Origin of the sequence: Nesterenkonia sp. CL21, from assembly GCF_031705515.1 — a bacterium.
GTDB classification, from domain to species: Bacteria; Actinomycetota; Actinomycetes; order Actinomycetales; family Micrococcaceae; genus Nesterenkonia; species Nesterenkonia aethiopica.
Genome location: NZ_JAUTWR010000004.1, coordinates 164,024 through 190,192 on the forward strand (window position 1 = coordinate 164,024; position 26,169 = coordinate 190,192).

At 70.1% G+C, this 26,169-nt stretch carries 26 protein-coding genes; 16 read left to right on the forward strand and 10 right to left on the reverse strand.

Annotated elements, in window-relative coordinates; genetic code table 11:
* Positions 1–12 precede the first annotated feature (12 nt).
* Both Q7C18_RS08805 and Q7C18_RS08810 read right to left on the reverse strand, forming a co-directional pair.
* Complete coding sequence (locus Q7C18_RS08805) at positions 13–543, reverse strand: TspO/MBR family protein (protein ID WP_311025057.1); 531 nt, start codon at positions 541–543, stop codon at positions 13–15.
* Entirely contained in the window at positions 540–1,058 is a 519-nt protein-coding gene (locus tag Q7C18_RS08810; protein WP_311025058.1) for a MarR family transcriptional regulator, read from the reverse strand. Before Q7C18_RS08810 ends, Q7C18_RS08805 begins: the two co-directional genes overlap by 4 nt.
* A gap of 87 nt (positions 1,059–1,145) precedes the next feature.
* Here Q7C18_RS08810 and Q7C18_RS08815 point away from each other — a divergent pair, with 87 nt between their 5' ends.
* Entirely contained in the window at positions 1,146–1,604 is a 459-nt protein-coding gene (locus Q7C18_RS08815) for a GNAT family N-acetyltransferase (protein WP_311025060.1), read from the forward strand.
* A gap of 24 nt (positions 1,605–1,628) precedes the next feature.
* Here the strand turns inward: Q7C18_RS08815 and Q7C18_RS08820 are convergent, their stop codons facing one another.
* Positions 1,629–4,838, reverse strand: coding sequence for a beta-phosphoglucomutase family hydrolase (locus tag Q7C18_RS08820; protein WP_311025061.1), 3,210 nt, complete (start codon positions 4,836–4,838; stop codon positions 1,629–1,631).
* 399 nt (positions 4,839–5,237) lie between these two features.
* Here Q7C18_RS08820 and Q7C18_RS08825 point away from each other — a divergent pair, with 399 nt between their 5' ends.
* The 3 genes from Q7C18_RS08825 to Q7C18_RS08835 are packed head-to-tail and all read left to right on the forward strand — an operon-like array spanning position 5,238 to position 7,348.
* Complete coding sequence (locus Q7C18_RS08825; protein WP_070159605.1) at positions 5,238–6,185, forward strand: acyl-CoA thioesterase; 948 nt, start codon at positions 5,238–5,240, stop codon at positions 6,183–6,185.
* A 46-nt stretch (positions 6,186–6,231) separates the two neighbouring features.
* The gene (locus Q7C18_RS08830; RefSeq protein ID WP_311025062.1) at positions 6,232–6,486 is read left to right on the forward strand and encodes a hypothetical protein; all 255 of its coding nucleotides are present in this window, start codon (positions 6,232–6,234) and stop codon (positions 6,484–6,486) included.
* A gap of 58 nt (positions 6,487–6,544) precedes the next feature.
* On the forward strand, positions 6,545–7,348 hold the full coding sequence (locus Q7C18_RS08835) for a hypothetical protein (protein ID WP_311025063.1): 804 nt from the start codon (positions 6,545–6,547) through the stop codon (positions 7,346–7,348).
* 230 nt (positions 7,349–7,578) lie between these two features.
* Here Q7C18_RS08835 and Q7C18_RS08840 read toward each other — a convergent pair whose 3' ends face one another.
* Positions 7,579–7,794, reverse strand: coding sequence for a hypothetical protein (locus tag Q7C18_RS08840; RefSeq protein ID WP_311025064.1), 216 nt, complete (start codon positions 7,792–7,794; stop codon positions 7,579–7,581).
* Between the two features lie 246 nt (positions 7,795–8,040).
* Between Q7C18_RS08840 and Q7C18_RS08845 the strand changes: the two genes are divergently transcribed.
* From Q7C18_RS08845 to Q7C18_RS08865, 5 genes are all read left to right on the forward strand, one after another.
* On the forward strand, positions 8,041–8,718 hold the full coding sequence (locus Q7C18_RS08845) for a histidine kinase (RefSeq protein ID WP_311025065.1): 678 nt from the start codon (positions 8,041–8,043) through the stop codon (positions 8,716–8,718).
* Between the two features lie 148 nt (positions 8,719–8,866).
* The gene (locus tag Q7C18_RS08850; protein ID WP_311025066.1) at positions 8,867–9,988 is read left to right on the forward strand and encodes a lysostaphin resistance A-like protein; all 1,122 of its coding nucleotides are present in this window, start codon (positions 8,867–8,869) and stop codon (positions 9,986–9,988) included.
* 10 nt (positions 9,989–9,998) lie between these two features.
* Positions 9,999–11,339: an MATE family efflux transporter gene (locus Q7C18_RS08855; protein WP_311025067.1), complete on the forward strand. Its 1,341-nt coding sequence runs from the start codon at positions 9,999–10,001 to the stop codon at positions 11,337–11,339.
* Positions 11,340–11,391: 52 nt separating this feature from the next.
* Positions 11,392–11,955, forward strand: a complete 564-nt coding sequence (locus tag Q7C18_RS08860) for a hypothetical protein (RefSeq protein WP_070159560.1) — start codon at positions 11,392–11,394, stop codon at positions 11,953–11,955.
* A 119-nt stretch (positions 11,956–12,074) separates the two neighbouring features.
* Positions 12,075–12,461: a hypothetical protein gene (locus Q7C18_RS08865; protein WP_201791125.1), complete on the forward strand. Its 387-nt coding sequence runs from the start codon at positions 12,075–12,077 to the stop codon at positions 12,459–12,461.
* Between the two features lie 158 nt (positions 12,462–12,619).
* Here Q7C18_RS08865 and Q7C18_RS08870 read toward each other — a convergent pair whose 3' ends face one another.
* Together Q7C18_RS08870 and Q7C18_RS08875 are read right to left on the reverse strand one after the other, a co-directional pair.
* Positions 12,620–13,423 carry a CGNR zinc finger domain-containing protein gene (locus tag Q7C18_RS08870; RefSeq protein WP_070159557.1) on the reverse strand — a complete coding sequence of 268 codons (804 nt, stop codon included), beginning with the start codon at positions 13,421–13,423 and terminating at the stop codon, positions 12,620–12,622.
* 194 nt (positions 13,424–13,617) lie between these two features.
* Positions 13,618–14,091, reverse strand: a complete 474-nt coding sequence (locus tag Q7C18_RS08875; protein ID WP_083277441.1) for an SRPBCC family protein — start codon at positions 14,089–14,091, stop codon at positions 13,618–13,620.
* A 128-nt stretch (positions 14,092–14,219) separates the two neighbouring features.
* Here Q7C18_RS08875 and Q7C18_RS08880 point away from each other — a divergent pair, with 128 nt between their 5' ends.
* Positions 14,220–15,593 carry a hypothetical protein gene (locus Q7C18_RS08880; protein ID WP_070159552.1) on the forward strand — a complete coding sequence of 458 codons (1,374 nt, stop codon included), beginning with the start codon at positions 14,220–14,222 and terminating at the stop codon, positions 15,591–15,593.
* Positions 15,594–15,683: 90 nt separating this feature from the next.
* On the opposite strand, the gene Q7C18_RS08885 is transcribed toward Q7C18_RS08880, so the two are convergent.
* Together Q7C18_RS08885 and Q7C18_RS08890 are read right to left on the reverse strand one after the other, a co-directional pair.
* The gene (locus Q7C18_RS08885; RefSeq protein ID WP_070159550.1) at positions 15,684–15,944 is read right to left on the reverse strand and encodes a hypothetical protein; all 261 of its coding nucleotides are present in this window, start codon (positions 15,942–15,944) and stop codon (positions 15,684–15,686) included.
* Between the two features lie 59 nt (positions 15,945–16,003).
* Positions 16,004–16,927 carry a LysR family transcriptional regulator gene (locus tag Q7C18_RS08890; RefSeq protein WP_070159547.1) on the reverse strand — a complete coding sequence of 308 codons (924 nt, stop codon included), beginning with the start codon at positions 16,925–16,927 and terminating at the stop codon, positions 16,004–16,006.
* Between the two features lie 237 nt (positions 16,928–17,164).
* Here Q7C18_RS08890 and Q7C18_RS08895 point away from each other — a divergent pair, with 237 nt between their 5' ends.
* From Q7C18_RS08895 to Q7C18_RS08910, 4 genes are all read left to right on the forward strand, one after another.
* Positions 17,165–18,412 carry a Glu/Leu/Phe/Val dehydrogenase dimerization domain-containing protein gene (locus Q7C18_RS08895; RefSeq protein WP_311025069.1) on the forward strand — a complete coding sequence of 416 codons (1,248 nt, stop codon included), beginning with the start codon at positions 17,165–17,167 and terminating at the stop codon, positions 18,410–18,412.
* 91 nt (positions 18,413–18,503) lie between these two features.
* Positions 18,504–19,040 (forward strand): YbaK/EbsC family protein, encoded by a 537-nt coding sequence (locus Q7C18_RS08900; RefSeq protein ID WP_311025070.1) that lies wholly within the window; start codon positions 18,504–18,506, stop codon positions 19,038–19,040.
* Position 19,041: 1 nt separating this feature from the next.
* Positions 19,042–20,589, forward strand: coding sequence for an NAD(P)/FAD-dependent oxidoreductase (locus Q7C18_RS08905; protein WP_311025071.1), 1,548 nt, complete (start codon positions 19,042–19,044; stop codon positions 20,587–20,589).
* Positions 20,590–20,599: 10 nt separating this feature from the next.
* Complete coding sequence (locus tag Q7C18_RS08910; protein ID WP_070159452.1) at positions 20,600–21,316, forward strand: DNA alkylation repair protein; 717 nt, start codon at positions 20,600–20,602, stop codon at positions 21,314–21,316.
* Here Q7C18_RS08910 and Q7C18_RS08915 read toward each other — a convergent pair whose 3' ends face one another.
* On the reverse strand, positions 21,317–22,069 hold the full coding sequence (locus Q7C18_RS08915) for a LysE family transporter (protein WP_311025072.1): 753 nt from the start codon (positions 22,067–22,069) through the stop codon (positions 21,317–21,319).
* 87 nt (positions 22,070–22,156) lie between these two features.
* On the opposite strand from Q7C18_RS08915, the gene Q7C18_RS08920 reads away from it, so the two are divergent.
* Complete coding sequence (locus Q7C18_RS08920) at positions 22,157–23,038, forward strand: ArgP/LysG family DNA-binding transcriptional regulator (RefSeq protein ID WP_070159454.1); 882 nt, start codon at positions 22,157–22,159, stop codon at positions 23,036–23,038.
* 94 nt (positions 23,039–23,132) lie between these two features.
* On the opposite strand, the gene Q7C18_RS08925 is transcribed toward Q7C18_RS08920, so the two are convergent.
* A complete protein-coding gene (locus tag Q7C18_RS08925; protein WP_311025073.1) occupies positions 23,133–24,650 on the reverse strand; it encodes a DEAD/DEAH box helicase in 1,518 nt (505 codons plus the stop codon).
* A 322-nt stretch (positions 24,651–24,972) separates the two neighbouring features.
* Between Q7C18_RS08925 and Q7C18_RS08930 the strand changes: the two genes are divergently transcribed.
* On the forward strand, positions 24,973–26,100 hold the full coding sequence (locus Q7C18_RS08930) for an Atu2307/SP_0267 family LLM class monooxygenase (protein ID WP_311025075.1): 1,128 nt from the start codon (positions 24,973–24,975) through the stop codon (positions 26,098–26,100).
* Positions 26,101–26,169: the final 69 nt, after the last annotated feature.

The window sequence follows — 26,169 nt, forward strand, 5'->3', positions numbered from 1 at the left end:
AGGGAAGAGGGGTCAGTTCATGACCGCGATGTAGAGGTTCAGCGTGGACGCGTAGAGGATCCACGCCAGATACGGCAGCAGCAGCATGGAGGCCAGGCCGCGCACGCGGCGGAAGGCCAGGATGGTCGCCACGACGGCGGCGATCATGGCCACGATGACGGCGAAGGCCAGCCACAGCGCGGCGGAGCCCCAGAGCGGGTATGCGCCGAAGAAGATCGGAGTCCACAGGCCGTTGAGCACCAGCTGGACTGCGAAGAGGCTCAGGGCGCGGGAGCGTCCGGGGGCGGCACGTTCCCGCCATACCAGCCAGGCTGCGAGTCCCATCATCAGGTAGAGCACCGTCCACACGGGTCCGAAGACCCAGTTCGGCGGGTTCCATGGGGCTACGTCGGCCTGGGCGTACCAGCCGTCGACCTGCTCGGAGGTCAGGGCGCTGCCCAGGAACCCCACTCCCACCGGGATGGCGAGGAGCACCAGAAGCGCGAGGAACTGGGCGGCCAGGCCTGGCCGGCGTGAGGTGGCGTCCGCGGAGTATGTCGTCATGAGTCCTCCTGGGGTGAGGCTGTGGTGGGTTCGGGCAGCGGGGCGACCATCGAGTCCGCCAGTGCGGTGAGGAACTCAGCGATGAGCTGGAGCTCCTCGTCGTCGCGAGCGTCGATGACCTCTCGCATGGCGGCCAGTCGTGCGCCGAAGTGGTGCTGGAAGGAGCGGCGAGCCAGGTCGGTGAGCTCCACGACACGCGAGCGCCGGTCACGGGGGTGGGGGCGCCGCCGCGCGTGGCCGGCGTCCACCAGCCGATCGACCAGCACGGTGGCCGAGGCCGTGGAGATCTGCAGGTGGCGGGCGATGTCCTGAGGCGTGACCGGCTGCCCCTGACGCTCGCGGATCACCAGCATCCGCAGGGCGGCCACGTCTGATGGGTTCATCTCCATGGGGCCCTTGAGGGTGTTGTGCATGCGGTCCATGGAGTCGCTGAGCACCTGCACCGCCTCCAGGGTGTGCAGGACCTCGGGTCGCGCCCGGCCGTGTCCGGCGGAGTCCTTCGGTCGGTCTCTCACGCATCCATTTGACTAGATAATCTAGCTAATCGTCAAGCGCGGAGTGGGTGAAACGCCGGTGAAACATGCTCCGCACACACTGGTGCCATGCACATCCGCACTGATGACCCGCATACGCCTGACGTTCAGGGGCTGATCCTCGAGCATCTGCAGGAGATGCACGCGACCTCACCTCAGGAGAGCGTGCACGCCCTCGGCCTGGACCAGCTGCGCGCCGACGGCGTCACCCTGTGGACCGTCCGTCAGGACGACGGCGAGCTGCTGGGCTGCGGGGCGCTCAAGCGGCTGGACTCCCGGCATGGTGAGATCAAGGCGATGCGCACCGCCGTCGTCGCCCGCGGGCGGGGAGTGGCCGGTGCGCTGCTGGAGCACCTGATCGGCCACGCCCGCGGCCACGGGCTCCGGCGGCTGAGCCTGGAGACCGGCACGCAGGGGCACTTCGCCCCCGCGCGCCGGCTCTACGCCCGGCATGGCTTCACCGAGTGCCCGCCCTTCGGCGAGTACACCGAGGATCCGCACAGCGTGTTCATGACGCTGCCGCTGTGAGTTGGCTCAGGGCCATGGAGGTGCTCAGGACCTCGCGTGGGCGCGCGCCTGGTGCTCCAGCGGGACGGTCCACCGCTCGCCCGGGCTGAGCTGCTTGCGCTTGCCCTCCACATTGAGGTCGATCGGCTCCGCCGATCCCTCGGAGAGCTTCAGCGTCACGTTCTGGTGGTCCATGTGCACCAGGATCGGCTGGTTGCGGTACCGCATGCGGAACGTGGCCTCCGGCAGCTCGTCCGGCAGCAGCGGGTGCAGCCACAGCGCATCGGCGCGGGTCTCGACCCCTGCGTAGCAACGGATCACCATGTCCACGGTGCCGGCCATCGCGCCGAGGTGGATGCCTTCCCGGGTGGTGCCGCCCTGGGTGTCGGCGAGGTCGGCCTCCAACGCCTCCTTGAACAGGTTCCAGGAGCCGGAGCGGTCGAAGCGCGCGGCCACCCAGCCGTGCACCAGGCGGGAGAGCGTGGAGCCGTGCGAGGAGCGGGCCAGGTAGTACTCGATGGTCTTCCCGAAGTCCTCGATCGGCACCTCGTAGCCCATGTGCCGCATGGTGTCGATGAGCTCCTCGGAGGAGAACAGGTAGCACAGCATCAGCACGTCGGCCTGCTTGGAGAGCTTGTACCGGTTGGTGGCGTCACCCTCGGCCTGCAGGATCAGATCCAGACGTCCGATGTTGCCGTACTTCGCCTTGTAGCCCTCCCAGTCGAACTCCAGCAGGTCCTCGTAGCCGTCGAACTGGCTGATGACCCCGTCGGCATGGAAGTGCACGCGCAGCCGCCGGGAGATGTGCTCCCAGTGGTCCAGTTCGTCCTCGAAGATGTCCAGCCACTCGGAGAGCGGGTCGTCCCGGGAGTCCAGCTCGCGGACCAGCCGTGCGGTGTGCCGCAGCATCCAAGAGGTCAGCACATTGGTGTAGGCGTTGTTCCGCAGACCGGATCCGGGGGTGTCCGGGTAGCCGTCGTGGTACTCGTCGGGGCCCATCACACCCTCGATGTCGTACCGGTCGGCCTCGGTGTCGTACTGGGTCAGGGAGACGAAGAAGCGGCTGATCTCCACCAGCATCTCCGCGCCGTAGTCCGCCAGGAACGTGTAGTCCTGCGTGGTCTCGAAGTACTGCAGCACCGAGTACGCGATGGCCAGGGAGACGTGCCGCTGGCGGTGCGAGTTGTCCGGCATCCACGCCTGGGACCGCGGGTTCCACAGCTCGGTGGGGGTCTCCTCGCGGCCGTCGGAGCCGGCCTGCCAGGGGAACATGGCGCCGGCGTGCCCCTCGGCGCGGGCCATGGCGCGGGCTTCGCCGAGGCGCCGATACCGGTACATCAGCAGTCCGCGGGTCAGCTCCGGACGCCGCAGGGTGAGCATCGGGTAGACGAACATCTCGTCCCAGAACAGATGCCCCCGGTAGCCCTCGCCGTGCAGGCCGCGGGCGCCGACTCCGGCGTCGAGGTCGCGGCGGGCGCCGAAGGCGGTCTGCAGGACGTGGAAGGTGTGCAGGTTCAGCGCCATCTGCTGGCGGGAGGAGCGGGAGCCGATGGAGACGGCGAAGCGGTGCCACAGCACGCCCCACATCTCCTCGTGGTAGGTCAGCATGGTGCGGAAGCAGGAGGCCCGCTGGACCCGCTTGACCGCGGAGTGCCACACGGTGGAGATCGCGTGGTCGTGGGAGTTCGCCACCGAGGCGATCTTCTCCAGGGTCACCGGCGTGGCGGCCTCGAGGTTGATGGAGATGTCATGCCCGGCCACGAACTCGCCCTCCGAGACGGGGCGGCGCATCGGGTTGGTGTTCCCGGTGGAGGTCACCGAGGTGCGGGTGGCGACGGCGACCCGCACCTGGGACTGGTTCGTCATGGTCTCCAGCAGGACGGTCTCGCCGTCGATCTCCCGGGAGTCCACGGCGTCGAGGTGGTGTCCGGCGAGCTCCCGGTCTGCGGCGACGTTGCGGTTGGCGACGCGCCCGTCGATCATCGAGCGGACGGTGACGTTGCCGGACCAGTTCTCCGCCTCGATCTCCATCTCCAGGGCGGCCAGCTGGACCCCGGCCATGGACTGGAACTGGCGGGTGGTGAGACGGGTGCGGCGGCCGTGCAGGTCCTGGAAGCGGGTCACCCGGGTGAGCAGCCCGCGGCGCATGTCCAGCTCCTGGCGGTAGTCGATGAGCTCGGGGGAGCCGGGCAGCAGCGGGTTCCCCGCCTCGGGGGTCACCTGCAGGTAGGTCCAGTCCGGGATGTTGACCATGTGCTCGGTCTCGACCGTCTTGCCCATGATGTCGGTCTCGAGCCGGTTGAACACTCCGGCGATGTAGGTGCCGGGGTAGTGGGTGGCGTCGGCGGAGGTGCCGGGGACGGCGCCACGGGTGCCCCAGTAGCCGTTGGCCAGGGCGCACAGGGCCTCTCGGGTGGGCTCCTCCTTGGGGTCGTACTCGTCATAGGCGAGCACCCAGTCCGGGTCGAAGGGCTTGGTGGTGCGTGTCGCCAGGTTCATCACGGACAGGTCCGTGACGACGACGTCGGCGCCGGCCTCCTTCAGGCGCCGCGGGTCCTCGCCGCGGTTGAGCCCGACGACCATCCCGTAGTTCCCGCGGTGTCCGGCCTGCACGCCGGAGGCGGCGTCCTCGATGACGATGGAGTCCTGGGCCTCGACACGCAGCAGCGTGGAGGCGTGCAGGAACATGGCCGGGTTCGGCTTGCCCGGCAGGTTCATCTCCAGGGCGTCGGTGCCGTCGACGATGGCGGTGAAGGCATCGAGCAGCCCGGCCACCTTGAGCACGTCGCGGCCGTTGCGGGAGGAGGTGACCAGGGCGGTGGGGATGCCGTCCTCGCGGAGCTGGTGGATCAGCTCCACGGTGGTGGGGAAGACGTCGACGCCGTCGCGGGCCAGCACCGCCTCGAAGAAGCCCTGCTTGCGGGCGGCCAGGCCGTGGATGGTGAGCTGGTCTGCGGCGTCGCCCGGCTCACCCTCGGGGACGAACACGCTGCGAGCCTGCAGGAAGGTCCGCACCCCGTCCTCGCGCGGGCGGCCGTCGACGAAGTTCAGGTAGTCCTCGTCGGTGAACTCGGGCTGCGGCTCCCCGGTGATCTCCTCCAGGGCGGTGTCGAAGAGCTCCTTCCACGCCGCGGCATGGACGCCGGCGGTGTCGGTGACCACCCCGTCCATGTCGAACAGGACGGCGCGGAAGTGCCGCAGGGCGTGACGCTTGGCCTCGGCGGAGTGCCGGAAGGGGTTCTCGAACGGGTGCATGGATACCTCACGGGGACTGTGGGCGATCAGGGCAGGGTGATCAGGTCGGCGTTCAGGACGGGGAGCCGGACCGGGGGTCCGGCGGGGTCGTGATGCGGAGCTGAGGTCTTCCTCATGCCGTACCGTCGGCAGGTGCCCATCACGGGGCCTGGTGCCTCGGCGGCGTCTCATCGGACGCCGGGCTGGCCTTGGGCTCGAACCCCATCGTAGGCAGTTTCGGCGCCGGGCCACAGGGTCAGCAGGATATCGGCCCATGAGCGTCCGGTCACATCGACGCCCTGGCGTGTTGTCGGGGCGTGCTGCCCGGGGTGTTGCCGGGTGCAGGATGCCGGGTGGTTCCGCCCGGGTCTCTCGTGCCGTCCCTGCCGTGCGGGCGCCGGTGGTGCTAGCGTCAGGGACATGTCGCGGCGCAGCACGATCGAACTGACCTTCCAAGAGGTCAAGGGCACCTCCAAGGAGACGACGGTGGCCGGCGGCGTCGTCGTGGACTGGATCGACAAGACCGCCTATGCGTGTGCGGCGTCGTGGACCCGCACCGCGTGCGTGACCTCCTATGTGGGCAATATGCACTTCACCACGCCGGTGCCGCGGGACACGCCTGTCACCGTGCAGGCGCGGGTGGTCCACACCGGGCGCACCTCCGTGCACATCCAGACCCGGGTGCTGGTGCAGCACCCGGAGCAGGGCTGGCTGGTGTGCACCGAGTGCTACATGATCTACGTGGCCGTGGGCGACGACGGCGAGGCGGTCACCGTGGCGCCCTTCGAGCCGAGCTCCGATCTGGAGCTGCGGCGCAGCGTGGACGCCACCCAGCGGATGGTCTACCGCCGACAGGTGGAGGAGACCATCAGCTCCATGCCCGAGGACATGGGCACCTCCGAGGCGCTGACCCTGCGGTTCCTGGCCGACACGGATGAGAAGTACCCGGACGGCAAGATCCGCGGCGGTGCGGTCATGAAGTGGATGGACCGGGCCGCCGAGATCTGCGCCGAGCGGTACTCGGGCTATGACGTGGCCGCGGTGCTCACCGGGGGCGTGCGGTTCTACCGGCCCATCACCACCGGGGACCTGGTGGAGGTGGACGCCCGGCTGGTGCTCACCGGCTCCAAGTCCATGCACGTGCTGGTGAGAGTCCGGGCCGGGGCGCGCTGGGAGAAGCACCCGGAGGTGGTCGCCTACGGCCTGCCGGTGATGGTCGCACCCGACGGCGCCGGCTCTGCCCGGCACATCACCCCCTGGCAGCCGATCAGCGACGAGGACCACGCCATCGCGGAGAAGGCCCGTCGGTTGCGGGACCTGCGCAATGCGACGCTGCTGTCCCCGAGCCCGCTCATCAGCTCCGGCTGAGGGCCGCTGGAGGCAGAGGGGCTAGACGAGGCAGAGGAGACTGGTGATGCGGCAGACCAGGAGCCAGCGGCGGTGGGGCGCCGTCCAGGGTGCCATCGCCGGGGTGGCTGTCCTGCTGCTGGGCCTCGCCCTCGTCTCCGGTCACGTTCACGTCGGGTCGGTGACGGTGGAGCGCAGCGTGCCGGTCGGCGTCGTGGTCCTGCTGTGCGGAGCGGCCTACGGAGTGGGCTCCGCCCTGACGTGGAGGCGTGCCCGACCGGGCCGGACGGAGGATCTGGCCGACTCTGGACGCCCTCGGTAGGATCACTGTCCTCGCAGCGTGAGGCGCCTGAGGCAGTGCGCCGGGGGAGAGGACGATCATGACGCAGCCGCCGCAGCACCAGCCCTACGGACAGCACCAGCCCTACGGACAGCAGCCCGGCTGGTCCCAGCCCGGGTACCCGGGGCCTCCGCCCGGCGGTCCGCACCCCGGCTACCCGATGCCGAGCAGGCCGCGTCCGACGCGCGGGCCGCTGCCCATGACACTGGGCATCATCGGCGGCGTCCTCCTGCTGGGAGCGGTGGTGCTGTTCGTGCTGGCGGTGACGGTGTTCCGCTCCACGGTGCCGTTGGGGGTGTTGGACAGCGACGGCGGGCCCGGCGCCGATGCGCTGATCAGCGGGGATCCGCCCCTGGTGGCCGAGGCGCAGCTGGAGGCGGGGGAGAGCTACATGCTCTACGTGGTCCGCCCCACTGGTGCCAGCGCCCCGGGGCTGAGTGAGACGCCCGAGGTCGTCTCGCCCAGCGGGGAGAGAGGGTCGATGCGGTGGGCGGAGATCAGCTCCACCGCCACCCAGGGCGGCTCGAGCGCGGTGGGGGTGAACAGCTACTCCGCCGAGGAGTCCGGTCTGCACGAGTTCTCGATCAGCGGTTTCACCGACCCCTCCCTGGACGGATCGGGGGAGGCCTTCGTGGTGCTCGCCCCCGGAGGGGACTTCGCAGGCCTGGCCAGTGGAGTCTTCGGCGTGCTCGGTGCCGTCTTCGGCGGCATCGCCCTGGGGACCATCGGCCTGGGGCTGCTGATCGCCGGGATCGTCGTCGGCGTCGTGCGGCGACGCCGGCGCCGCGAGCAGGAGGCTGGGCCAGGTCTTGGTGCGACGCCCGGTGGGGTGCAGCCCTACTGATGAGACGCTCGTCCTGCGGCAATTAGCTCCCGGCTGCTCTGGCACTGGTGGCGATCAATAACCGCATTCCCTCTTTCAACTATCCTGAGGCGGCACACTCAGGCCCCCGATATACCTGCATCTGCGATGAGCCAGTTGGTCGTCCCTCACTGCGCTCTCGCTGACGGGAGTTCCGGAAGTGCTGGACGCACGTCAGCGAGAGCGCACTGAGGCATGCATGGCTCCATGCGCTAGGAGCGTTTAAAGATGAGCCCCCCTGCAGCAGCAATGAGGAATATGGCCAACCAGATGGCGAGGTAGCCGAACTGGGGCAGTTGCATGCTTGGCGGGGCCAGCAATATCCAGCCCAAGAGCGGTGTGCCAAGTATCGTTACTACGATCTGCCAAGTTCTCCAGAACCGCCTCTTTGAGGGGCTTGTTGAATCTGATTGATCGATAGTATCCATGTTGTCGATCCTATGCGGGCGAGGCTGTCCCAGCGAAGTGCGGCGATGGTGACATCATGGCTGCCCGAGCAGAATCGCCCGTCAGGTGCCCAAGGCCGATGGCATTCAGCGCGATTCCTACGGTGCGAGGGTTGTTGGCGATCCATCGAGCGATCTGATTCGCGGCTACGCCCCCTCACCGGGTCGTACCTGGGTGGCAGGGCTTATCGGCGCTGGTGGCTCAGACATCAAGAGGCGAGACAGGACGTGGAAGATGCTGTCCGGGCCAAGTCAGAAGCGCTGCATGAGCAGAGGCGGCGGATCGCTAGGGATCTTCACGACATCGTCGCTCACGACTTGACGGTCATCAGCATGCACGCTCAGGCTGTCGATGACGAGATCACCGATCCTGTGGTTCGGGCCACACTGGAGACGAATCAAGGCGCCTCCGCCCATGCCTTGCAGGACCTTCGGCGAATGCTGGACATCCTTAGGAACGAGGGATTGGTGAGCGGCAGTCCCTCAGAGATCTCAGCAGCACGACTTGACGACGAGATTGCACGGTGTGCCTCGATCCTGCGCGACCTGGGATTCACCGTTGAGCTGGACGTGCCCGCGGGGCTTGCCGAGTTGCCGATGTCGTTGCAGAGCACTCTTCGTTGGGTCCTGCAGGAGTGCACGACCAACGTTGCCAAGCACGGTGATGCCCGTGGGAGTGTCGATACACCGAATTGCAGGCTCAGCGTGGAACAGGAGCCGAACTGCGTGTCCTGGCGAGTCGCCAACACTGCCTCGTCCAGAAGCGGCGCGTCGGGTCGCATTCTTGGAGTCGGGTCGGACTCCATGCGTCACCGGGTAGAAAGCGAGGGAGGTCGGTTCGACGCGGGATACCGCAGCGCCGATGTCTGGGAGGTTCGCGTAGAGGTGCTTCGGAGATCCGAATGAGGCTTCACTTGAGGTCCTCAGTCGTTGGGCAGATGCCGGTGGTCAGGTGCTGCCAGCGGGCCCGACGAACGACACGGTGCTGCTCCGGCGGATGCCTACGCCCTGAGGTTGACGTGGAGGGCAGTTCGATCTTCTACGCTGGGGCGATATGAGCACACCTCCGCAGGAGCCGGAACGCCACGGCCCCCCGCCGCACCCGCCTGGCCCCCCGCCGTACCCTCAGGCGCCGCATCTCTACGGCCACCCTCCCGCCGGGCAGCCCCAGGGTCCGGGGCCCTATGCGCCCTCTGGGCCCGGGGCGGCGCCGTGGGGGAACCCCTACGCTCAGGGGCAGCACCCTGCGCCTCAGCACTCGACTCACCACCCGTCGCCGTTCCCCCCTCAGCCGCCGGCCCAGACGCTCCCGGACCCGAAGGACCGGTACTCGCGCGGCATCTGGCGGCAGCCGGACTCCCGGCCCGGTCGCTTCCTGTGGTGGGACCTGCTGCCGACGGTGCCGTATCTGGTCATCATCCTCGGCGCGAACCTCGTCACCATGATGTTCTTCCCCGGTGGGGACGAGGTCACGCTGACCAGTGCGGAATCGCGTCAGGAGTTCCTCATCAACGGGCTGATCTTCGGTTCGCTGACGGTGCTGATCCTGGCCGTCGCGGGCAAGGCCCTGTGGCGCTCACTGGTGGTCTTCACCCACCACGCCTTGGCCTGGCTGAAGATCTTCCTCATCCCCGCGATGTGGCTGTCCATCGTGGTCCTCAATGTGATGCTGATGGCCCTGATCATGACGGTCACGGGGCAGGAGCCTGAGACCAGCGCCAATCAGGCCGGCATCGAGGCGATGCTGCAGGCCGTTCCGTTCTGGGCGGCTCTGCTGGTGCTGGGGCTGCTCGGTCCGCTCGTGGAGGAGTACATCTTCCGTCACCTGCTGATCGGCAAGCTCTCCCGGCATCTGAACATCTGGCTCTGCGCGGTGATCTCCGTGCTGCCGTTCGCGCTCATCCACGTCTCCTCGGAGATCATCTCCGGAGACCTGATGGGCGTGCTGACCACCGTGGTGCCGTATCTGACGATGTCGATCATCTTCACCCTGGCCTACATCTTCTCCGGCCGGTCTCTGCTGTTCGTCTGGTTGGTGCACGCGTTCAACAACTGCATGGCCGTCACCCTGCAGTACTGGCTCTCCCCGTTGCTGGAGGACATCGACGGCCTGGAGCCCACCGGCGTGATCCCGGCCCTCCTCCAGGCGGCCGCCGTGCCGCTGGGCGGGGCATGATCGCCTCCCCATGAAGGAGCTCACCACCGACCCGCGGCCCCTGCCGCGGCAGATCCTGGCCCTGGCCGTCCCCGCCCTGGGGGCGCTGGTGGCCGAGCCGCTGTTCCTGCTGGCCGACACCGCCATCATCGGCCGTCTCGGCGTCGATGAGCTCGCCGGCGCGGCCCTGGGCATCACCGTGATGCACACCGTCACCGGGCTGATGATCTTCCTGGCCTACTCCACCACCCCGGCGGTGGCCCGTTACGTGGGTGCCGGGAAGCTGGCCAAGGCGCTGGCCGCCGGGCGGGACGGGCTCTGGCTCGCGCTGATCCTGGGCGTCGTGCTGGCCGCCGCCGGCGTCGCCTTCGGGGAGGGTCTGCTGGCCTCCATGGGCAGCTCCGGGGAGATGCACAGCCATGCCTGGGACTACCTGGTGTGGTCCATGCCGGGGGTGCCGGCGATCCTGCTGGTCTTCGCCGCCACCGGGGTCCTGCGCGGCATGCAGGACACCACCACTCCGCTGATCGTCGCCGCGGCCGGGTTCGGCGCCAACATCGTGCTGAATCTGGTGCTGGTGCACCCGGTGGGACTCGGCGTGGCCGGCGCGGCCATCGGCACCTCCATCGCCCAGTGGGGCATGGCGGCGGTCTACCTGGTGATCATCGTGCCCCGGCTGCGCGCCCAGGCGGTGTCGCTGGGGGTGGACCCGATCGGCCTGCGCCGTGCCTTCTCCGTGGGGTCCTGGATGATGCTGCGCACCGTCAGCCTGCGCGCGGCCATCGTGGCCACGGTGCTGGTGGCCACCGACCTCGGTCCGGACACCCTGGCCGCCCACCAGGTGACCTTCACAGTGTTCTCCACGCTGGCCTTCGTCCTGGATGCCCTGGCCATCGCCGCCCAGGCGCTCATCGGCAAGGAGCTGGGCGCCTCCCGCCTCGACGTCGCCCGGCGGCTCACGCGTCTCATGATCCTCTGGGGGCTGGGCTTCGGCGTGGTCACCGGAGCCGTGATCGCGGCGCTCGCGCCCGTCTCGGCGGGTCTGTTCACCCCGGACGCCCACGTGGCGGCCATGATCACCGCCGCCCTGTTCGTCGTCGCGCTCGCCCAGCCGATCTCCGGCTACGTGTTCGTGCTCGACGGCGTCCTGATGGGCGCTGGCGATGTGAGATACCTCGCGATCGCGGGACTGGTGAACCTGGCGCTGTACTTCCCCGCCCTGTGGTGGATCTCCACCCGCGGGCTCACCGGAGTGGAGGCCGTGGTGTGGCTGTGGGTCGGCTACGCGGTGGTGTTCATCGGGGCCCGCGCGCTGACCCTCGGCGTCCGGGCCGCCGGTGGCCGATGGATGGTGGCCGGGGAGGCCCGCTGAGAGCTCGGCCGATCGGCTGAAGCCTCTGCGGACAGCGAGTAGACTCGCCTGCGTGCCAGTGAAGAGAATCCCCGCCCCCACCGCTGAAGCGCTGATCCGGCCGGTCTGGGTCCGCGCGGTCATCACCGCCGTCTTCGCCGCGGTGACCGTGTTCTGGCAGGACGAGACGCTCACCCTGCTCAAGGTCGCCGTGGCCGGCTACTTCGCCCTCGGCGCCACCGCCGTGTGGGACTACGCCAAGGACGAGGAACTCGTGCCCGCCACAGTGCGCGGCCCGCTGGCCCTGGGCGCGGCGGCCTGGGTTCTCTCGGCCGTCGCGGTGATCTTCGTGGGCACGACGACGGCGGCCGCCGTCATCGCCGGTGTCGGTTTCGTGGCGATGGGTGTGGCCGAGCTGGTGGCCGGGATCCGCGGGCGAGGGGCGTTCGTGCCGGCGCGCGACCAGCTGCTGCTCGGCGCCGTCGGGACCCTCACCGGGGCGGCGCTGCTGGTCGGCATGCAGCTCGACGTCCACGGCATCCTCGGCATCGCCGGCATGGGCGTGATCATCATGGCGGTGCTGCTGATGATCAGCGGCGGCGGCATGGTGCACGACGCCCGCCGCGGCCGGGACTGAGCACGACTCGCACGCGGTCTACTACACGGCGTAGAATGGCCGGGCGTCCGACGCGGACGCCGAGACCATCACCGGACGTCCTGGCAGACGTCCCCGTCTGACGAGGAACGAGGAGCCCTGTGGCAGAGGACAAGAAGGAGCGCCGCTCGCTGATCGAGTCGGTCAAGGCTCCGCTGATCTTCTCTGCGGCCCTGGCCTTCGTGGCCGGATTCGTCACCCTGATCTCCGCCTCCGGCGGCACGGACAACCCGGCCCGGGTGGACCTGGCGCTGATCGCGTTCGGCGTGGTGTTCATCGTCGCGCTGTTGGTGGTCTCCATGCTGCAGCTGGCCTCCCGGGACAATCCCGAGCACCTCTCCCAGGGGGCCGGGGTGAACCGGAAGTCTGAGGACCTCTACCGGCGGCAGGTGGCCGAGCGGCGTGCCGAAGCGGCCCGCAAGAAGGCCCAGGAGGCCCGTGAGGCCGAGGGCGACGAGCCGCGCTACGGCCGCGCCGAGGACGCCTGAGCGTTCGCACCGCCGTCGGGCTCTCGACACTGTCGGGCTCTCGACACTGCGGCGAGTTGGTCTGACGTTCCCCATACTCGACTCGATCGACTCGAGTATGGGGAACTCTGGACCAACTCGCCGCAACGGTGGACGGAGCGGAGGAACCGCTCAGGCGCTCACTTCTTCGCCTTCTTCTTGTCCTTCTTCTTCTTGGACTTCTTGTCCTTCTTCTCGCGCTTCTCCATCAGCTCATCGCGCATCCGGTCGCGGAACTCCTTGGCCGCCACTGCGGACTCGGAGGTGGGCTCGTTGATCTGGGCCGCCTTCTCCGCCGCACTGGGCTTGGCCAGCGTGGCCGAGGGCTCTGCGGCTTCACCGGCCAGCGCACGACGCCCGGCCTCCCGCAGGGCCGCCTGGCGGGCGCGGTAGGCCCGCACATGGGCCCGGTTGGCGCAGTTGCCGAAGTCGCAGAACAGCTTGGACCGGTTGCGCGTGAGGTCCACGATGACAGCGTCACACTCATCACCCTTGCAGGTGCGCATGCGGCCGGTCTCATCGTTGACCACCAGGAACTGGAGGGCGTCGGCGATGGCGGCCGTCATGACGTCGGCCAGCTGGGTGCTCACCGGGATCGGCACGGCACGGAACTGCGGTTCCTCGCCCCCCGAGGTGCGGACCACGCGAGTGCCCACTCCCTCCAGCAGCGTGTTGATCTTCTCCACCGGCTCCTTGGTGGTGATGGGGGCCGCACCCCAGATCTGGTGGACGGTGTCGCGCAGGTCGCGGACGGAGTCCACCTGGGCGCGGTCAAGGGTCGACGTCGGCCACTTCAGCTCCGAATCCTGGGAGGACAGGAACTTGCGCAGGCTCTCGATGCTGGTCAGCTGATCGGGTGAGGCCTGGGCGCTGTGAAGCCCCTCAGAGGTGTTCATGAGGTTGACGGCCGCCGTCAGGGTGCGATTGATCTCTGCGTGGAACATGCAGTGTTCTCCTGACAAGGTATGCGGGCGCAGGGGCCGGAAACGGCGGCCCCTGACCCTGGTGCAACGGGTCCTCCCAGTGTAACGATGTGACGCGTTGACGGGCTGAATGTGATGGAACTGTCACAATGTCCCCGCCCGTCCCGCGCAGTTGCCTTGTGCAACGAGGTTCGTCAGGGTGGGTCCTGTGCCCGTCAGGAGGAGGCGAAGCGGTCATGCAGCCGCTGCAGGGAGGCGCGGATGCCGCCGTCGTTCTCCCGGTGGACGCCGGCGATCTCCAGGGCCTTCCGCAGGGGAGCGGCCTGGCCGCTGAAGTCGTAGGACTCGGTGACGAGCGTGCCACCGTCGTCAGCCGGCTCCAGCTCCCAGCGCCAGCGGTGTCCGCCGGGATGCCGCCACTCCACCACCCGATGCGGCTGGGCCCGGGTGGTGTGCATGGTGATCGCGTAGGGGATGCCGTACTTGCGCATGTCCACCCGGAACCTGTCGCCGGGCTGCAGCTCGCGCGGCCCGATCGCCGTGGTGCGCACCGTCCCTGAGCCGTCGAGCTCATGATGACGGTGCGGGTTCGCGATGATCGCGTACAGCTCCTCGGCCGAGGCCTCCACACGGATGCAGTGGGCGATCACCTGCGGTCCGCGCTCCACCGGTTCAGGGGTCATGCTCATGGTGCGCCAGTCTACGGCGAACCGGGGTGCGGGCGTGCGCCGCGTCATCTGCGGTTGCATCCGCGCACCGGGCAGGTGAATCTGGTGGAGAGCATCGGCGTCGACAGGGTCGGGAGGGTCTTGGAACGATGGCACGGTCCCGCAGGTGGCAGGTCCGCCTGGATGACGACGCCGCCGAGACCGGCGAGCTTCCCGAGGTCACCGACATCACCCCCACCCACGGTGCGGCGCGGCGTCTGGCGGCCTTCGCGGCCAGCGAGGAGGCCGCCCACCCGGCGACCACCACCCCGGAGCAGCGGGAGTCTCAGGCCAAGCTGCAGGTGCTCATCGAGTCCCGGGCCATCTGGAGCGCCATCATCGGCGGAGTCCTGGGGCTGGGCTTCGGCCTGGTGGTCTTCCCCGGGGAACGGCCCGCGCTGGCGGGTGACGGGTCCATCCAGTTCTTCGGCGCGATCGTCGGTGGGGTGACCGCCGGGCTGGCGTTCCTGCTGGGCTATTCCCTCAACGCCCGCATGGCCAACATCTGGCTGGGGGAGCGGCCCCGGATCCGGCAGCTGCTGGACACGGTCTCGCTGTTGGTGGTGCACTCCTCCATCGCCGTCATGGGCGCCCTGGGCCTGTTCCGCGTGTTCCAGGAGGCCTTCGTGGGACTGACGGTGGACTACATCGCCGGCGCGGTGCTGCTGTGCATCGTCGGTGCGGTGGCCGCCTACTTCAGCTTCAACTCCGGCGCCCGCATCAATGCGTTCTCCCTGTCCACCCTGCTGGGGGTGTTCATGGCCTCTGGGGTGCTGGTGTCGATGCTGTTCGCAGAGAACCCGTTCTGGTGGCATGTGATGTTCTCCGAGCTCGGCACCGGACAGGCCGGACTGACCTCCTTCTGGACGTTCAACACCACCCTCGTCGTCTCCGGAGCGATCATCACCACGCTGACCGCGTTCATCACGCGGGACCTGGAGACCTGGGCCGAGCATGTCCGACGGCGGCACGTCCGCAGGCTGCAGCACGAACGGGAGGCCCGGCGCGCGGTCCGCGGAAAGGTGCCCCTGACCCTGCCGCTGCGGCAGGCCGTGAGCAGACACATCCGCTCCCCGCGCATCCGGATGGTGCGGATCGGAATGATCGGCATGGGGGCCTCGCTGGCCGGAGTGGGGCTGGTGCCGGTGAACCTGCACAATGAGGTCCACGCGACCTTCACCGCCCTGTTCGGGCTGTTCTTCCTGATGCTGCTGATCGGCATGCCCTACTGGCTGCCCGGCTTCCCCCGCACCTTCTACCTGCTGAGCATCATCGCCGCCGGAGTGTTGCTCTTCGCCGGGAGCCTGTGGTGGCCTATCGGGTACTACAACCTGACCTCTCTGGAGCTGATCGGGGCCGCGATCCTGTTCTCCTGGCTGATCGTGTTCATCCGCAACATCGCCGCTGTGGTCGCCGAGCTGCAGGGTGAGGCGGATGCCGCCCGGCATCTGCCGGACGAGGAGCGGTCCGCGGGCGGCGGCTGAACGTCGCCTTCGGCCCAGGTGTCGCCAGTGGGCTGGCAGCGGGGCTGGTGCTCGCTGGGTGCCGAGGCCGCCGGTTCGGCCCCGGAGATCTCACCCCCAGAGCCCGGTGAAGTGCGCCACCGAGAGCAGCAGGGCCGCGCCGCTGGCGGCCACGGAGACCCCCAGCAGCCGGTGCGAGCCGTCCTTCCAGGTCAGCGCGCAGATCACCAGAGTGCCCAGGGCGACGGTGATCGCGAAATGCGGCATCCAGAACACCGTGCCGACGGCGATCAGCGAGGCGATCACCGGCAGCAGGGAGCCGGTCGGACGCGGTGAGGCGGTGGCGTGGGGAGTGTTCTCCGGGGTGCTCATGGGCACGACTCTAGAGCACTGGCCGGGCCTGTCTCCCGGCGCCAGGAGAAGCGGCTGGGTCACGGCACCGGTGACCCGGCGGCCAGACCGCGTTCGGCGGCCGAGGCCCGGACGGCGTCGATCACCAGTTCGAGGGAGCGTCGGGTCTGGGCGGTGCTGCGGTGAGCGATCGACACGGTACGCAGCACCGGCTCGGTCAGCGGTACGACGTCGACGCCGTCGGGCACCGAGTCCAGGACCAGGTCTGAGACCAGCGTGACCCCCAGGCCCCCGGCCACCATTGCCAGGGCCGTGGTCTGCTCCTCCACCTGGTGGACGATGCGCGGTTCGAAGCCATGGCGCCGGCAGGCGATGCGGATGGCCCGTCCGAAATGGGACGTCGGCCCCGCCAGCACCCAGGGGTGGTCGGCGAAGGCGGCCAGCGAGACCGGAGACTCCGGCGTCGCGCCCGAGGTGACCGCCGCATGCAGGCGCTCCACCGCGATGACGTCCCGGACCAGCCCCGGATCCCAGGGCAGGGCGTAGTCGGAGTACTCGATCACGAAGGACAGGTCCAGGCTGCCGTCCAGCACCGCGCTCGCCGTGGCCTCCGGAGGCAGCTCCACCGTGCGCACCTCGATGCCGGGGTGCTCCTCGGTCAGGCGGGTCAGCGCGGTCGGCAGCAGGCCCGAGGCCACCGAGGCCCACACACCCACCCGCAGGCGCGAGGTCACGCCGCCCTGGGCCTGTTCCAGCGCCATCTCGGCATCCTCGACGGCGCCCAGGATGTCCTCGGCGTGCTCGGCCAGCACCGCTCCCAGCTCGGTGAGCCTGATTCGGCGGCCGAGGCGCTCGAACAGCGAGGCCCCCACCTCACGTTCCAGCTGCGCCAGCTGCTGGGAGACGGCCGAGGGGCTGTAGTGCAGACTCGCCGCCACCCCGGTGACCGTCCCACGCCGCTGCAGCTCGCGCAGCATCCGAAGTCGACGCAGTGACAGCTCCATGCGGTCAGCGTACCTGCGCGACCCCTATTCAGGACCCCTCTGCGGCCCTGGGCCATGGCGCGCTGAGGAGGGGTGACCGTCCCAGTTCACAAAAGCTGCAAGGTCCTGTGCATGAACCCGCATGGTCAGGCTATAGACCCCGGCATGCCCGGGGGCCCACAGTGAGAGTACTGGTGCAGGACCGCCGGACGGTGGCCACTTGACGCCACAACATCCGTAGATCTGGAGGTGATCGTGGTGACTCTCGACACGCGGTGGCAGACCCCCGCAGATGATGGGCAGGACGTCCTCGGCCTCGGCGTCGAGCAGGCGCCGCGGGACACCGAGCCGTATCGCAGGATCCACTGGACCGACCCCGTCACCGGGGCGCAGGGCCACCTGGTGGTCCAGTCGCTGGTCGGCGGCCTCGCCACCGGCGGCACCCGGATGCGCAAGGGGTGCACGCTCCACGAGGTGGAGGACCTGGCGCGTGGCATGTCCGCCAAGACCGCGGTGTTCGGGCTGCCGGTCGGCGGAGCCAAGGGCGGCATCGACTTCGACCCCACCGACCCGCGCGCCCCGGAGGTGCTGGCCCGCTTCTTCGCCGAGATGAAGCCGTGGCTGGACGCGCACTGGGTCACCGCCGAGGACCTGGGGGTCACCCAGCAGCGCATCGACGAGGCCTTCGCCGCCGTCGGGCTCGGTCAGAGCTTCCACGCCGCCATCCAGCGGTCCACGGATCCTCAGGCCACCCTGCAGCGGGTGCGTGCGGGCCTGGAGATCCGCACCGACGACGGCTGCATCCTGGGTGACGTGATCGGCGGCTACGGCGTGGCCGAGGCCTGCCTGGGCGTGGTGCAGCACCGTGGCTGGAACCGCGCCACCACCGACGTCGCCGTCCAAGGTGTGGGCACGATGGGCGGGGCTGCTGCCTACTACCTGCACGGTGCGGGCGTGCGTGTGGTGGCCCTGGCCGACGTCCAGGGCACCCTCTACGACCCCTCCGGACTCGACGTCCCCGCCCTGCTGGACCTGCGGGACGACTACGGGGTCATCGACCGGGCCGGGGTCCCCGCCCATGTCACCCAGCTGCCGCGCGAGGCGGTGCTGGCCACCGACGCGGACATCTTCGTCCCGGCCGCGATCTCCTATGCGGTGCGGCCCGAGAACGCGCAGGACGTCGTCGCCTCAGTGATCGTGGAGGCCGCCAACACCGGCGTCACCCGGGAGGCCGAGGAGCTGCTGGCCCGCCGCGGGGTGATGGTCATCCCGGACGTGGTGGCCAACACTGGCGCCGCCGCCTGGGCCTGGTGGATGCTGTTCGGGGAGGTCGGCACCGACCCGGAGGACTCTTTCCAGCGGCTGCACCTGGAGATGCGGGCCAAGGTGGCCCGGCTGCTCGCCGAGGCCGACCGGGCCGGCGTCTCCCCGCGGGACACCGCGTGGGACATCGCCGGGGTCAACCGGGCGGCGATGCAGAACCGCCCGCCGGCCTACATCCCCTGAGGCTGGCAGTGGTACGGCTGGGGCTGCTGCGGCTGGGGCTGGTGCGGCTTCGCTGATGGAAGGCGTCACCGGCCGGGACTAGTCTGGAGCCATGGCACAGACTCCGTCCGAGACTCCGGCTGGCGCGACGGCGCGCCCCCACCCCGCGGTGGACCGGGTCACCGCCGAGCTGACGCGGCTCGGCGTCACCCCGGAGGTCCGGTGGTTCGACGACGCCGTCACCACGGCGCAGGCCGCCGCCGACGCCCTGGGCATCGACGTCGGCCAGATCGCCAACTCGCTGGTCTTCCTGCGCGACGAGGTCCCCATCCTGGTGATGACGTCCGGGGCGCACCGGGTGGACACCGACTGGCTGGGGGAGCGGCTCGGCGGCACGATCAGCCGCGCCCCGAAGGACCGGGTGAAGCAGGCTACGGGCCAGACCATCGGGGGTGTCGCACCGGTGGGCCACCCGGCACCGGTGCCGACCTTCGTGGACACCATGCTGGCCGAGCACGAGGAGATCTGGGCCGCGGCAGGTCACCCCCGCACGGTCTTCCGAACCACCTGCGAGGAGCTGCTGAGGATCACCGGAGGCACCCCGGTCTCCGTGCGCCCGGCGGCCGGTCAGCCAGAGGCGGGCGCCTGAGATGGCCGCACGTCGTGGCGCGCGCCGTGCCGCCGTCGTCGGCTCCGGACCCAATGGGCTGACCGCGGCCTGCGTGCTGGCCCGCGCCGGCTGGGAGGTCACCGTCTATGAGGCCGCCGACGAGCCCGGCGGAGCGCTGCGCTCGGCCGAGCTGCTGGGCCCGGGTGTGGTCAGCGACCTCGGCGCCAGCGTGCACCCCTTCGGTGTCGGGTCCCCGGCCTTCGAGGAGCTGGATCTGACCGCCCACGGGCTGGAATGGATGCAGCCGGGCATCCAGGCCGCCCACGTCCTCGACGACGAGCCCCCGGCCCTGCTGCACAGCTCCCTGGAGCAGACCGCCGCCGAGCTCGGTGTGGACCACGACGCCTGGCGCCGGATCATCGGGCCGGTGGCCGCCCATTGGGAGGAGGTGCGGCGCGCCGCCATGGCCCCGGCGGTCCAGACCCTGCAGCACCTCGGCGGCGACTCCGCGCTCACCCGGATCGGCGCCCTGGCCCGGCTCGGGCTCGTCGGCGCCTGGCCCGCCGACGTCGCCGCCCGATGCTTCCGCACCCCGAGCGCCCGGGCGCTCTTCGCGGGCATGGCCGCCCACTCCACGGTCCCGTTCTCGCATCCGCTGACCGCCGCGTTCGGGGTGCTCTTCAGTGCGGCCGGACACGGCACCGGCTGGCCCGTGGCCCGTGGAGGGTCCCAGGGCATCGTCGATGCGCTGGTCTCGGTGCTGCATGCTGCCGGCGGGCGGATCGAAACCGAGTTCGAGGTCACCGGCGTCCGGCAGATCCCCGGACGCCACCGGGCCGCCCACCGGATCAGCGGGCGCCGTTCCGGCAGCGGTGCCGGTCGCGCCGTCGTCGCGGAGGAGCCGGCCGACGTCGTCATCGCGGACCTGACGCCCGCCCAGCTGCTGCGTCTCGAGGGACTGGAGCTGCCGGTCCGGTACCGGCGCGCCCTGAGCCGCTGGACGTACGGGCCGGCGATCGTGAAGATCGACTATCTGATCAACGGGCCCATCCCCTGGCGGGACCCGGAGGTGGCACGCGCGGGGACCGTGCACCTGGGCGGATCCCATGCACAGATCGGCGCCGCCGAGGCCGCCGCTGCGCGCGGTGTGCTGCCCGGACGGCCCTATGTGCTGCTCGCCCAGCCGTCCGCGGCGGACCCGTCCCGCGCGCCGGCGGGGCAGACGGTGGCGTGGGCCTACGCCCACGTCCCACACGGCCTGGCCGGGGGAGCCGCAGACCGGGCGGCGTCGATGATCGACGCCGAGATCGCCGCCGCCGCGCCCGGGTTCCGGGAGGCGGTGCGCGCCCGGACGGTCTGGACGCCTCAGGATCTGGAGGCCTTCGACGCCAACCTGGTGGGCGGGGCGATCAGCGGCGGCATGCCCACGCTTCGCCAGTTCGTGGCCCGACCGGCCCTGCGCTGGGACCCCTACAGCACCGGGGTCGAGGGTGTGTGGCTCGGTTCCTCGTCCACCCCGCCCGGAGGAGGGGCCCACGGCATGAGCGGCTATCACGCCGCGCAGGCGGCGCTGCGCGAGCATGGGTGAGGAGGAGCGCATGAGCCACGACGTCGAGGAGATCCTGACGGAGCTGCAGCAGCTCGCCGAGTATGAGGAGCGGGAGAAGACTCGGCGCCGCGTCCCCGAAGAGCTGGAGATCGTCGGGGTGCGGATGAAGCACGTCTTCGACCTCGCGGCCCGGGTGGAGCGCCAAAGGCAGCCCGTCGGCGACCTGGTTCCGCAGCTGCTCACCTGTCCCGACTACGAACGCCGGATGGTGGGGATCAGCATCCTGGACTTCCGGGCCCGCCGTCGGCTGACGGCGCAAGAGCGTGCCGAGCTGGCGGGCATCTACCTGGACCACCACGACCAGCTCGTGGTCTGGGACCTGGTGGACCGGGCGGCGCCGCGGGTGATCGGCGCCCACCTTTCTCTGGACCACCCGCCGGAGGCTCGTCGCGCCCAGCTGGTCGCGCTGGCCGACTCACCGGACCCGATGCGCCGCCGGACCGCCGTCACCGCCACGTTCTGGATGGTCCGCCAGGGAGACTGCGACGACGCCCTGCATCTGGCCGAGCGTCTGGCGGCGGACACCTCGGAGCGGGTCGCCCAGCCGATCGGCACGGCGCTGCGGGAGGTCGGGAAGGTGGATCAGGACAGGCTCGTCGCGTTTCTGCGAGAGCAGGCGAGCCGCCTGCAGCGGGTGAGCATCCGGTTCGCCGTGGAGCGGCTGCCGCAGGAGCTGCGGGAGGAGTTCGTGCCGCCGCGGCGATGATCAGCCGCCGAAGGCCAGCAGGCCCGCCACCACCAGCATGGTCACGCCGACGCCGGCGTCGATGACCTGCCAGGTGCGCGGCCGGTTCAGCAGCCCGGCCAGGGCGGAGCCGCCGTAGCCCAGCAGGGTGAACCACAGGCAGGAGGCGCCCAGCGCGCCGGCGGCGAAGAACCACTTCTCCGCGCCGAAGGAGTTGGCCATGGTGCCCAGCACCACCATGGTGTCCACCCAAGCGTGCGGGTTCAGCACGCTCACCGTCAGGCCGGTCCCGACGACGGCGCCCACGGTGCTCAGCGGACGGGCGCGGCGGCGTGTGCGCCCCTTCTGCGCCTTCCGCTCCACGCGCGGCAGCGTCGCGGTGGTCGCGGCCGGCTCTGAGGAGGTGCCGCCGTGCTCGCCCGGGACCCGGCCGGCGGACCGCTCGGCGTCAGGCTGGCCGACGTCGTCGCTGTCCAGGCCTGTGCGGGCCGTGGCCGCCGAGGCGAAGGACCGCCAGGCGAACCACAGCAGGTAGGCCACCCCGGCCCAGCGCAGCACCTGCAGCAGCCAGGGAGCGTGCTCCAGGACCGCCCCCACCCCGGCGGTGCCGAGGCCGATCAGCAGCAGGTCGCCGACCACGCAGCACAGCACCGCCAGGCCCACGCGATCGCGCAGCAGGCCCTGGCGCAGCAGCCAGGCGCTCTGCGGGCCGATCGCGACGATGAGGGCGAGGCAGGTGAGGAATCCAGTCAGCAGCACGGTCATGGTGACCATGCTCCTGGGAATCAGGCATCCGCACCAGCGCATGATTCTTCATCATATGAAGGAATCCTTCAGATGTGACGCGTATCATCGACGTCTATGAACACCGATCATCTTCGGGCCTTCGTGCTGGCCGTGGACGAAGGCACCTTCGAGGCGGCCTCGGCGCTGCTGGGGATCTCCGGCTCCGCCTTCTCCCAGCGGATCAAGGCGTTGGAACGGGAGGTCGGGCAGGTGCTGCTGACCCGCACCATCCCGGTGCGCACCACCGACGCCGGGGCGGTGCTGCTGCGCACGGCTCGGCAGATGATGCTGCTGGAGGACGAGGCCCGGCGCAGTCTGGGCTTCCGCGGTGAGGCCGCCGAGGTGGTGACGCTCTCGGTGGCGGTGAACGCGGACTCGCTGTTCACCTGGTTCCAGCGGGTGCTGCAGGAGGCTGCCACCTGGGACGACGTCGAGCTCCATGTGCACGCCGAGGACCAGGAGCACTCCCATGAGCTGCTGCGCAACGGCACGGTGGTGGCCGCGGTGGCCGAGACTCCGGTGCCGGTCTCCGGCTGCCGGTCCACCGCGCTGGGGACCATGCGGTATTGGCCGGTGGCCAGTGGAGAGCTGCTGGACCGGCATCGGCGTTCCGACGGCGTCGTCGACTGGGAGCGCGTCCCGCAGGTGGACTACAGCATCCGGGACTCGCTGCAGCGCAGCGGGCTGCGCCGGTTGGGCGTCACCCCGCGGGTGACGCATCTGATCCCGTCGGTGGAGGCCTACAACGCCGCCGTCGCCCACGGGCTGGGCTGGGGGATGATCCCGGAGGGGATGATGCCGCCCGGGGTGATGGAGGGTGAGCATCCGGATCTGTTGGTGGTCCAGGAGATCGGACCCACCGAGGCGCATCTGCACTGGCAGCGCTGGACCACCGGGACGCCGGCGCTGGACCGCCTCACCGAGAGTGTTCGACGTGCGGCGGCGCGCATGAAGTGAGGGTGAACAGAGTTGGCCCCGGAGCGATGGTCGGAATCCACGCACTGAAGCGAGGTTTAGCGACCAGGCCTCCGGGGCCAACGGATGTGTGAGATCAGCGGGAGCTGGGGGCTCCGCTGGGTGCGGTGGCCCGGCGCGGACCACGACGGCGGCTGCTCGGCTGGGAGCTGGGGCCGGCCTCGGCCGAGCGCCGGGTCCCCTGGGCGGGACGCGACTCCTGAGGGGAAGCGTGCGAGGGTCCGGACTGGGCGCCGGAGCGGCCCCGTCCGCCCGAGCTGCGTCCGCCCGAGTCCCGTGCTCCGGAGCGAGCCTGCTGGCCGCCACGTCCACCCTGGCCGCCACGTCCGCCGCGACCGTTCTGGCCGCCACGTCCGTTCTGTCGGCCGCGACCGTTCTGGCCGCCGCGTCCGCCCTGCGGGGCGGGCGCCGGCTCCACGGGGGCGGCGATCTCGCCGACCAGCTCGGCCACGGCCTCGGAGTCCGGGGACACCCGCTGCGGGGTGACCTTGATGGCGGCCTTCTTCAGCAGCGTCTGGGTGTCCCGGCGCTGTTCGGGCAGCATCACGGTGGCCACGTCGCCGGCGCTGCCGGCGCGGGCGGTGCGGCCGGAGCGGTGCAGGTACGCCTTGTGCTCGGCCGGCGGGTCCACGTGGACCACCAGCTCAATGCCGTCCACGTGCACGCCGCGGGCGGCGACGTCGGTGGCCACCAGCACCTGGACGCCGCCCTGGCCGAAGGCGGCCAGGTTCCGGTCACGCTGGTTCTGGGAGAGGTTGCCGTGCAGGTCCACGGCCGGGATGCCCTGGCCGGTCAGCTGCTTGGCGAGCTTCTTGGCCTGGTGCTTGGTGCGGGTGAACAGGATGCGCTTGCCCGTGCCGGAGGCCAGGGTGCGCACCAGGTCCTTCTTCTCGTCGGGGTCGACCTCGAAGACGTGGTGGGTCATCGCGGAGACGTGCGAGGTGGGGTCGTCCACGGAGTGGAGGATCTGGTTGTGCAGGAACTGGCGGACCAGCTTGTCCACGCCGTTGTCCAGCGTGGCGGAGAAGAACATCCGCTGGCCGTGCTCGGGGGTCTTCTTCAGGATGCGGGTCACGCCGGGCAGGAAGCCGAGGTCGGCCATGTGGTCGGCCTCGTCCAGCACGGTGACCTCGACGGCCTCGAGGCTCAGGGCCTGCTGCTGCAGGAGATCCTCCAGGCGGCCGGGGCAGGCGACGACGACGTCGACGCCGGCGTTGAGCGCGTCGACCTGGCGCTTCTGGCTGATGCCGCCGTAGATGGTGGTGGTGCGCATCCCGTAGGCGGCGGCCAGGGGCTGCAGCACGGCGTCGATCTGGGTGGCCAGTTCCCGGGTGGGGGCCAGCACCAGTCCACGGGGGCGGCGCGGACGGCGGCGGGAGGCGGCGTCGTCGGTGCCCAGGCGGGCGATCATCGGGATGGAGAAGGCCAGCGTCTTGCCGGAGCCGGTCTTGCCGCGGCCGAGCACGTCGCGCCCGGCCAGGGTGTCGGGCAGGGTGTCCTGCTGGATGGGGAAGGCGGTGAACTTGCCTTCGGCTGCCAGCGACCGCACGAGGGGGGCGGGCACGCCGAGGTCAGTGAACGTGGTGTGTGACAAAGCGGTGTCGGGGCCTTTCATGGCGCCAGACGGCGGCGGCCCTGCGGTCCGGAGGACGGCGAGCGGCAGCTCTGGCTGAGGGGGCGGGAGCACCGGTCGGTGCTCTCGTTCGCCGCTAGAGAGAGGCTTCTTCGGCCGTGGACCGTGATGGCTCCAGAGGGCGAGGCGTCCTGGCGACGCAGGGAACCCATGAGAGGTTCGCAAGGATTCCCACTGTACCTGCTCGGACCCTGGAACAGCGATTCGTGCGTCTGGCGAGGCGTTCGAGTATGAATTTCAAATTTTGAGGAATGGAGGTGCGGCTCCTGTGGTTGTGCCTGCCATGACCACCTCGAACACTCCCCGCAGCGACCTCCAGGCCAGCGCCGACGTCGGCGGCCCCGACCGCTCCACCGAGCGGCAGGCGCCCCATGTCGAACTGGGACTGCATACCTTCGGCGACGTCACCGAGAGTCCCGACGGCACCCGTCGGCTCTCCCAGCCTGAGGTGCTGCGCAATGTCCTGGCCGAGGCGCGGTTGGCCGATTCGGTCGGCGTCGACGTCTTCGGTGTCGGTGAGCACCACCGTCCCGACTACGCGATCTCCGCACCGGACGTGGTCCTGTCCGCCATCGGTGCCGTCACGGAGCGGATGAAGCTCATCTCCGCGGTGACCGTGCTGTCCTCTGACGATCCGGTGCGTGTCTATCAGCGCTTCGCCACGATCGACGGGCTCACCGGAGGCCGGGCCGAGGTGTCTCTGGGGCGGGGATCGTTCATCGAGTCCTATCCCTTGTTCGGCTACGACCTGTCCGACTACGAGACGCTCTTCGAGGAGAAGGCCGAGCTGTTCACCGCCCTGCGCTCGGAGGGTCCGGTCACCTGGAGCGGCGCCACCCGATCGGGGCTGAAGGCGCAGCGGGTGTTCCCCACCACCGATCACGAGTTCGGCCTGCCCACCTGGGTGGCCGTGGGTGGGACCCCGGCCTCGGTGGTGCGGGCCGCGCGCCTGGGCGCCGGGCTGGAGCTGGCCATCATCGGCGGCGCGCCCGGGCGGTTCGCCCCGCTGGTGGAGCTCTACCACAAGGCCCTGCGCGAGTTCGGGCAGGAGGGTCCGCGGCGCATCGCCGTGCACTCGCACGGCTTCGTGGCCGAGACCGACCAGCAGGCGCGTGACACCTTCTACCCCTCCTGGGCGGACTCCATGGAGAAGCTCGGCGCCGAGCGCGGCTGGGGCACCGGCCGCCCGGGGCGTGACCAGTTCGACCAGGAGGTCGAGCACGGGTCGCTCTACGTCGGCTCTCCGGAGACTGTGGCGGCCAAGATCGTGAAGACCGTGCGGCTGCTCGGTGCCTCCCGCTTCGGCATGAAGTACGGCAACGGGTCCCTGGCGCATGAGCACATGATGCAGGCCGTGGAGCTCTACGGGGCGAAGGTCAGGCCGCTGGTGCTCGAGGCGCTCCGTCAGTGACGCCGCTGGTGCCGGAGCGGCGACATCGCTGCCGGCACTCGCTAGGCTCGTAGTCGTGCCCGGCTGACG

Coding starts and splice junctions, on each gene's coding strand:
- Q7C18_RS08880 (WP_070159552.1), top strand. CDS start 14,220: ATGGCACGGTCCCGCAGGTGGCAGGTCCGCCTGGATGACGACGCCGCC.
- Q7C18_RS08930 (WP_311025075.1), top strand. CDS start 24,973: ATGACCACCTCGAACACTCCCCGCAGCGACCTCCAGGCCAGCGCCGAC.
- Q7C18_RS08905 (WP_311025071.1), top strand. CDS start 19,042: ATGGCCGCACGTCGTGGCGCGCGCCGTGCCGCCGTCGTCGGCTCCGGA.
- Q7C18_RS08900 (WP_311025070.1), top strand. CDS start 18,504: ATGGCACAGACTCCGTCCGAGACTCCGGCTGGCGCGACGGCGCGCCCC.
- Q7C18_RS08915 (WP_311025072.1), bottom strand. CDS start 22,069: ATGGTCACCATGACCGTGCTGCTGACTGGATTCCTCACCTGCCTCGCC.
- Q7C18_RS08805 (WP_311025057.1), bottom strand. CDS start 543: ATGACGACATACTCCGCGGACGCCACCTCACGCCGGCCAGGCCTGGCC.
- Q7C18_RS08855 (WP_311025067.1), top strand. CDS start 9,999: ATGAAGGAGCTCACCACCGACCCGCGGCCCCTGCCGCGGCAGATCCTG.
- Q7C18_RS08890 (WP_070159547.1), bottom strand. CDS start 16,927: ATGGAGCTGTCACTGCGTCGACTTCGGATGCTGCGCGAGCTGCAGCGG.
- Q7C18_RS08870 (WP_070159557.1), bottom strand. CDS start 13,423: ATGTTCCACGCAGAGATCAATCGCACCCTGACGGCGGCCGTCAACCTC.
- Q7C18_RS08835 (WP_311025063.1), top strand. CDS start 6,545: ATGACGCAGCCGCCGCAGCACCAGCCCTACGGACAGCACCAGCCCTAC.
- Q7C18_RS08850 (WP_311025066.1), top strand. CDS start 8,867: ATGAGCACACCTCCGCAGGAGCCGGAACGCCACGGCCCCCCGCCGCAC.
- Q7C18_RS08830 (WP_311025062.1), top strand. CDS start 6,232: ATGCGGCAGACCAGGAGCCAGCGGCGGTGGGGCGCCGTCCAGGGTGCC.
- Q7C18_RS08910 (WP_070159452.1), top strand. CDS start 20,600: ATGAGCCACGACGTCGAGGAGATCCTGACGGAGCTGCAGCAGCTCGCC.
- Q7C18_RS08840 (WP_311025064.1), bottom strand. CDS start 7,794: ATGGATACTATCGATCAATCAGATTCAACAAGCCCCTCAAAGAGGCGG.
- Q7C18_RS08820 (WP_311025061.1), bottom strand. CDS start 4,838: ATGCACCCGTTCGAGAACCCCTTCCGGCACTCCGCCGAGGCCAAGCGT.
- Q7C18_RS08885 (WP_070159550.1), bottom strand. CDS start 15,944: ATGAGCACCCCGGAGAACACTCCCCACGCCACCGCCTCACCGCGTCCG.
- Q7C18_RS08920 (WP_070159454.1), top strand. CDS start 22,157: ATGAACACCGATCATCTTCGGGCCTTCGTGCTGGCCGTGGACGAAGGC.
- Q7C18_RS08875 (WP_083277441.1), bottom strand. CDS start 14,091: ATGAGCATGACCCCTGAACCGGTGGAGCGCGGACCGCAGGTGATCGCC.
- Q7C18_RS08825 (WP_070159605.1), top strand. CDS start 5,238: ATGTCGCGGCGCAGCACGATCGAACTGACCTTCCAAGAGGTCAAGGGC.
- Q7C18_RS08815 (WP_311025060.1), top strand. CDS start 1,146: ATGCACATCCGCACTGATGACCCGCATACGCCTGACGTTCAGGGGCTG.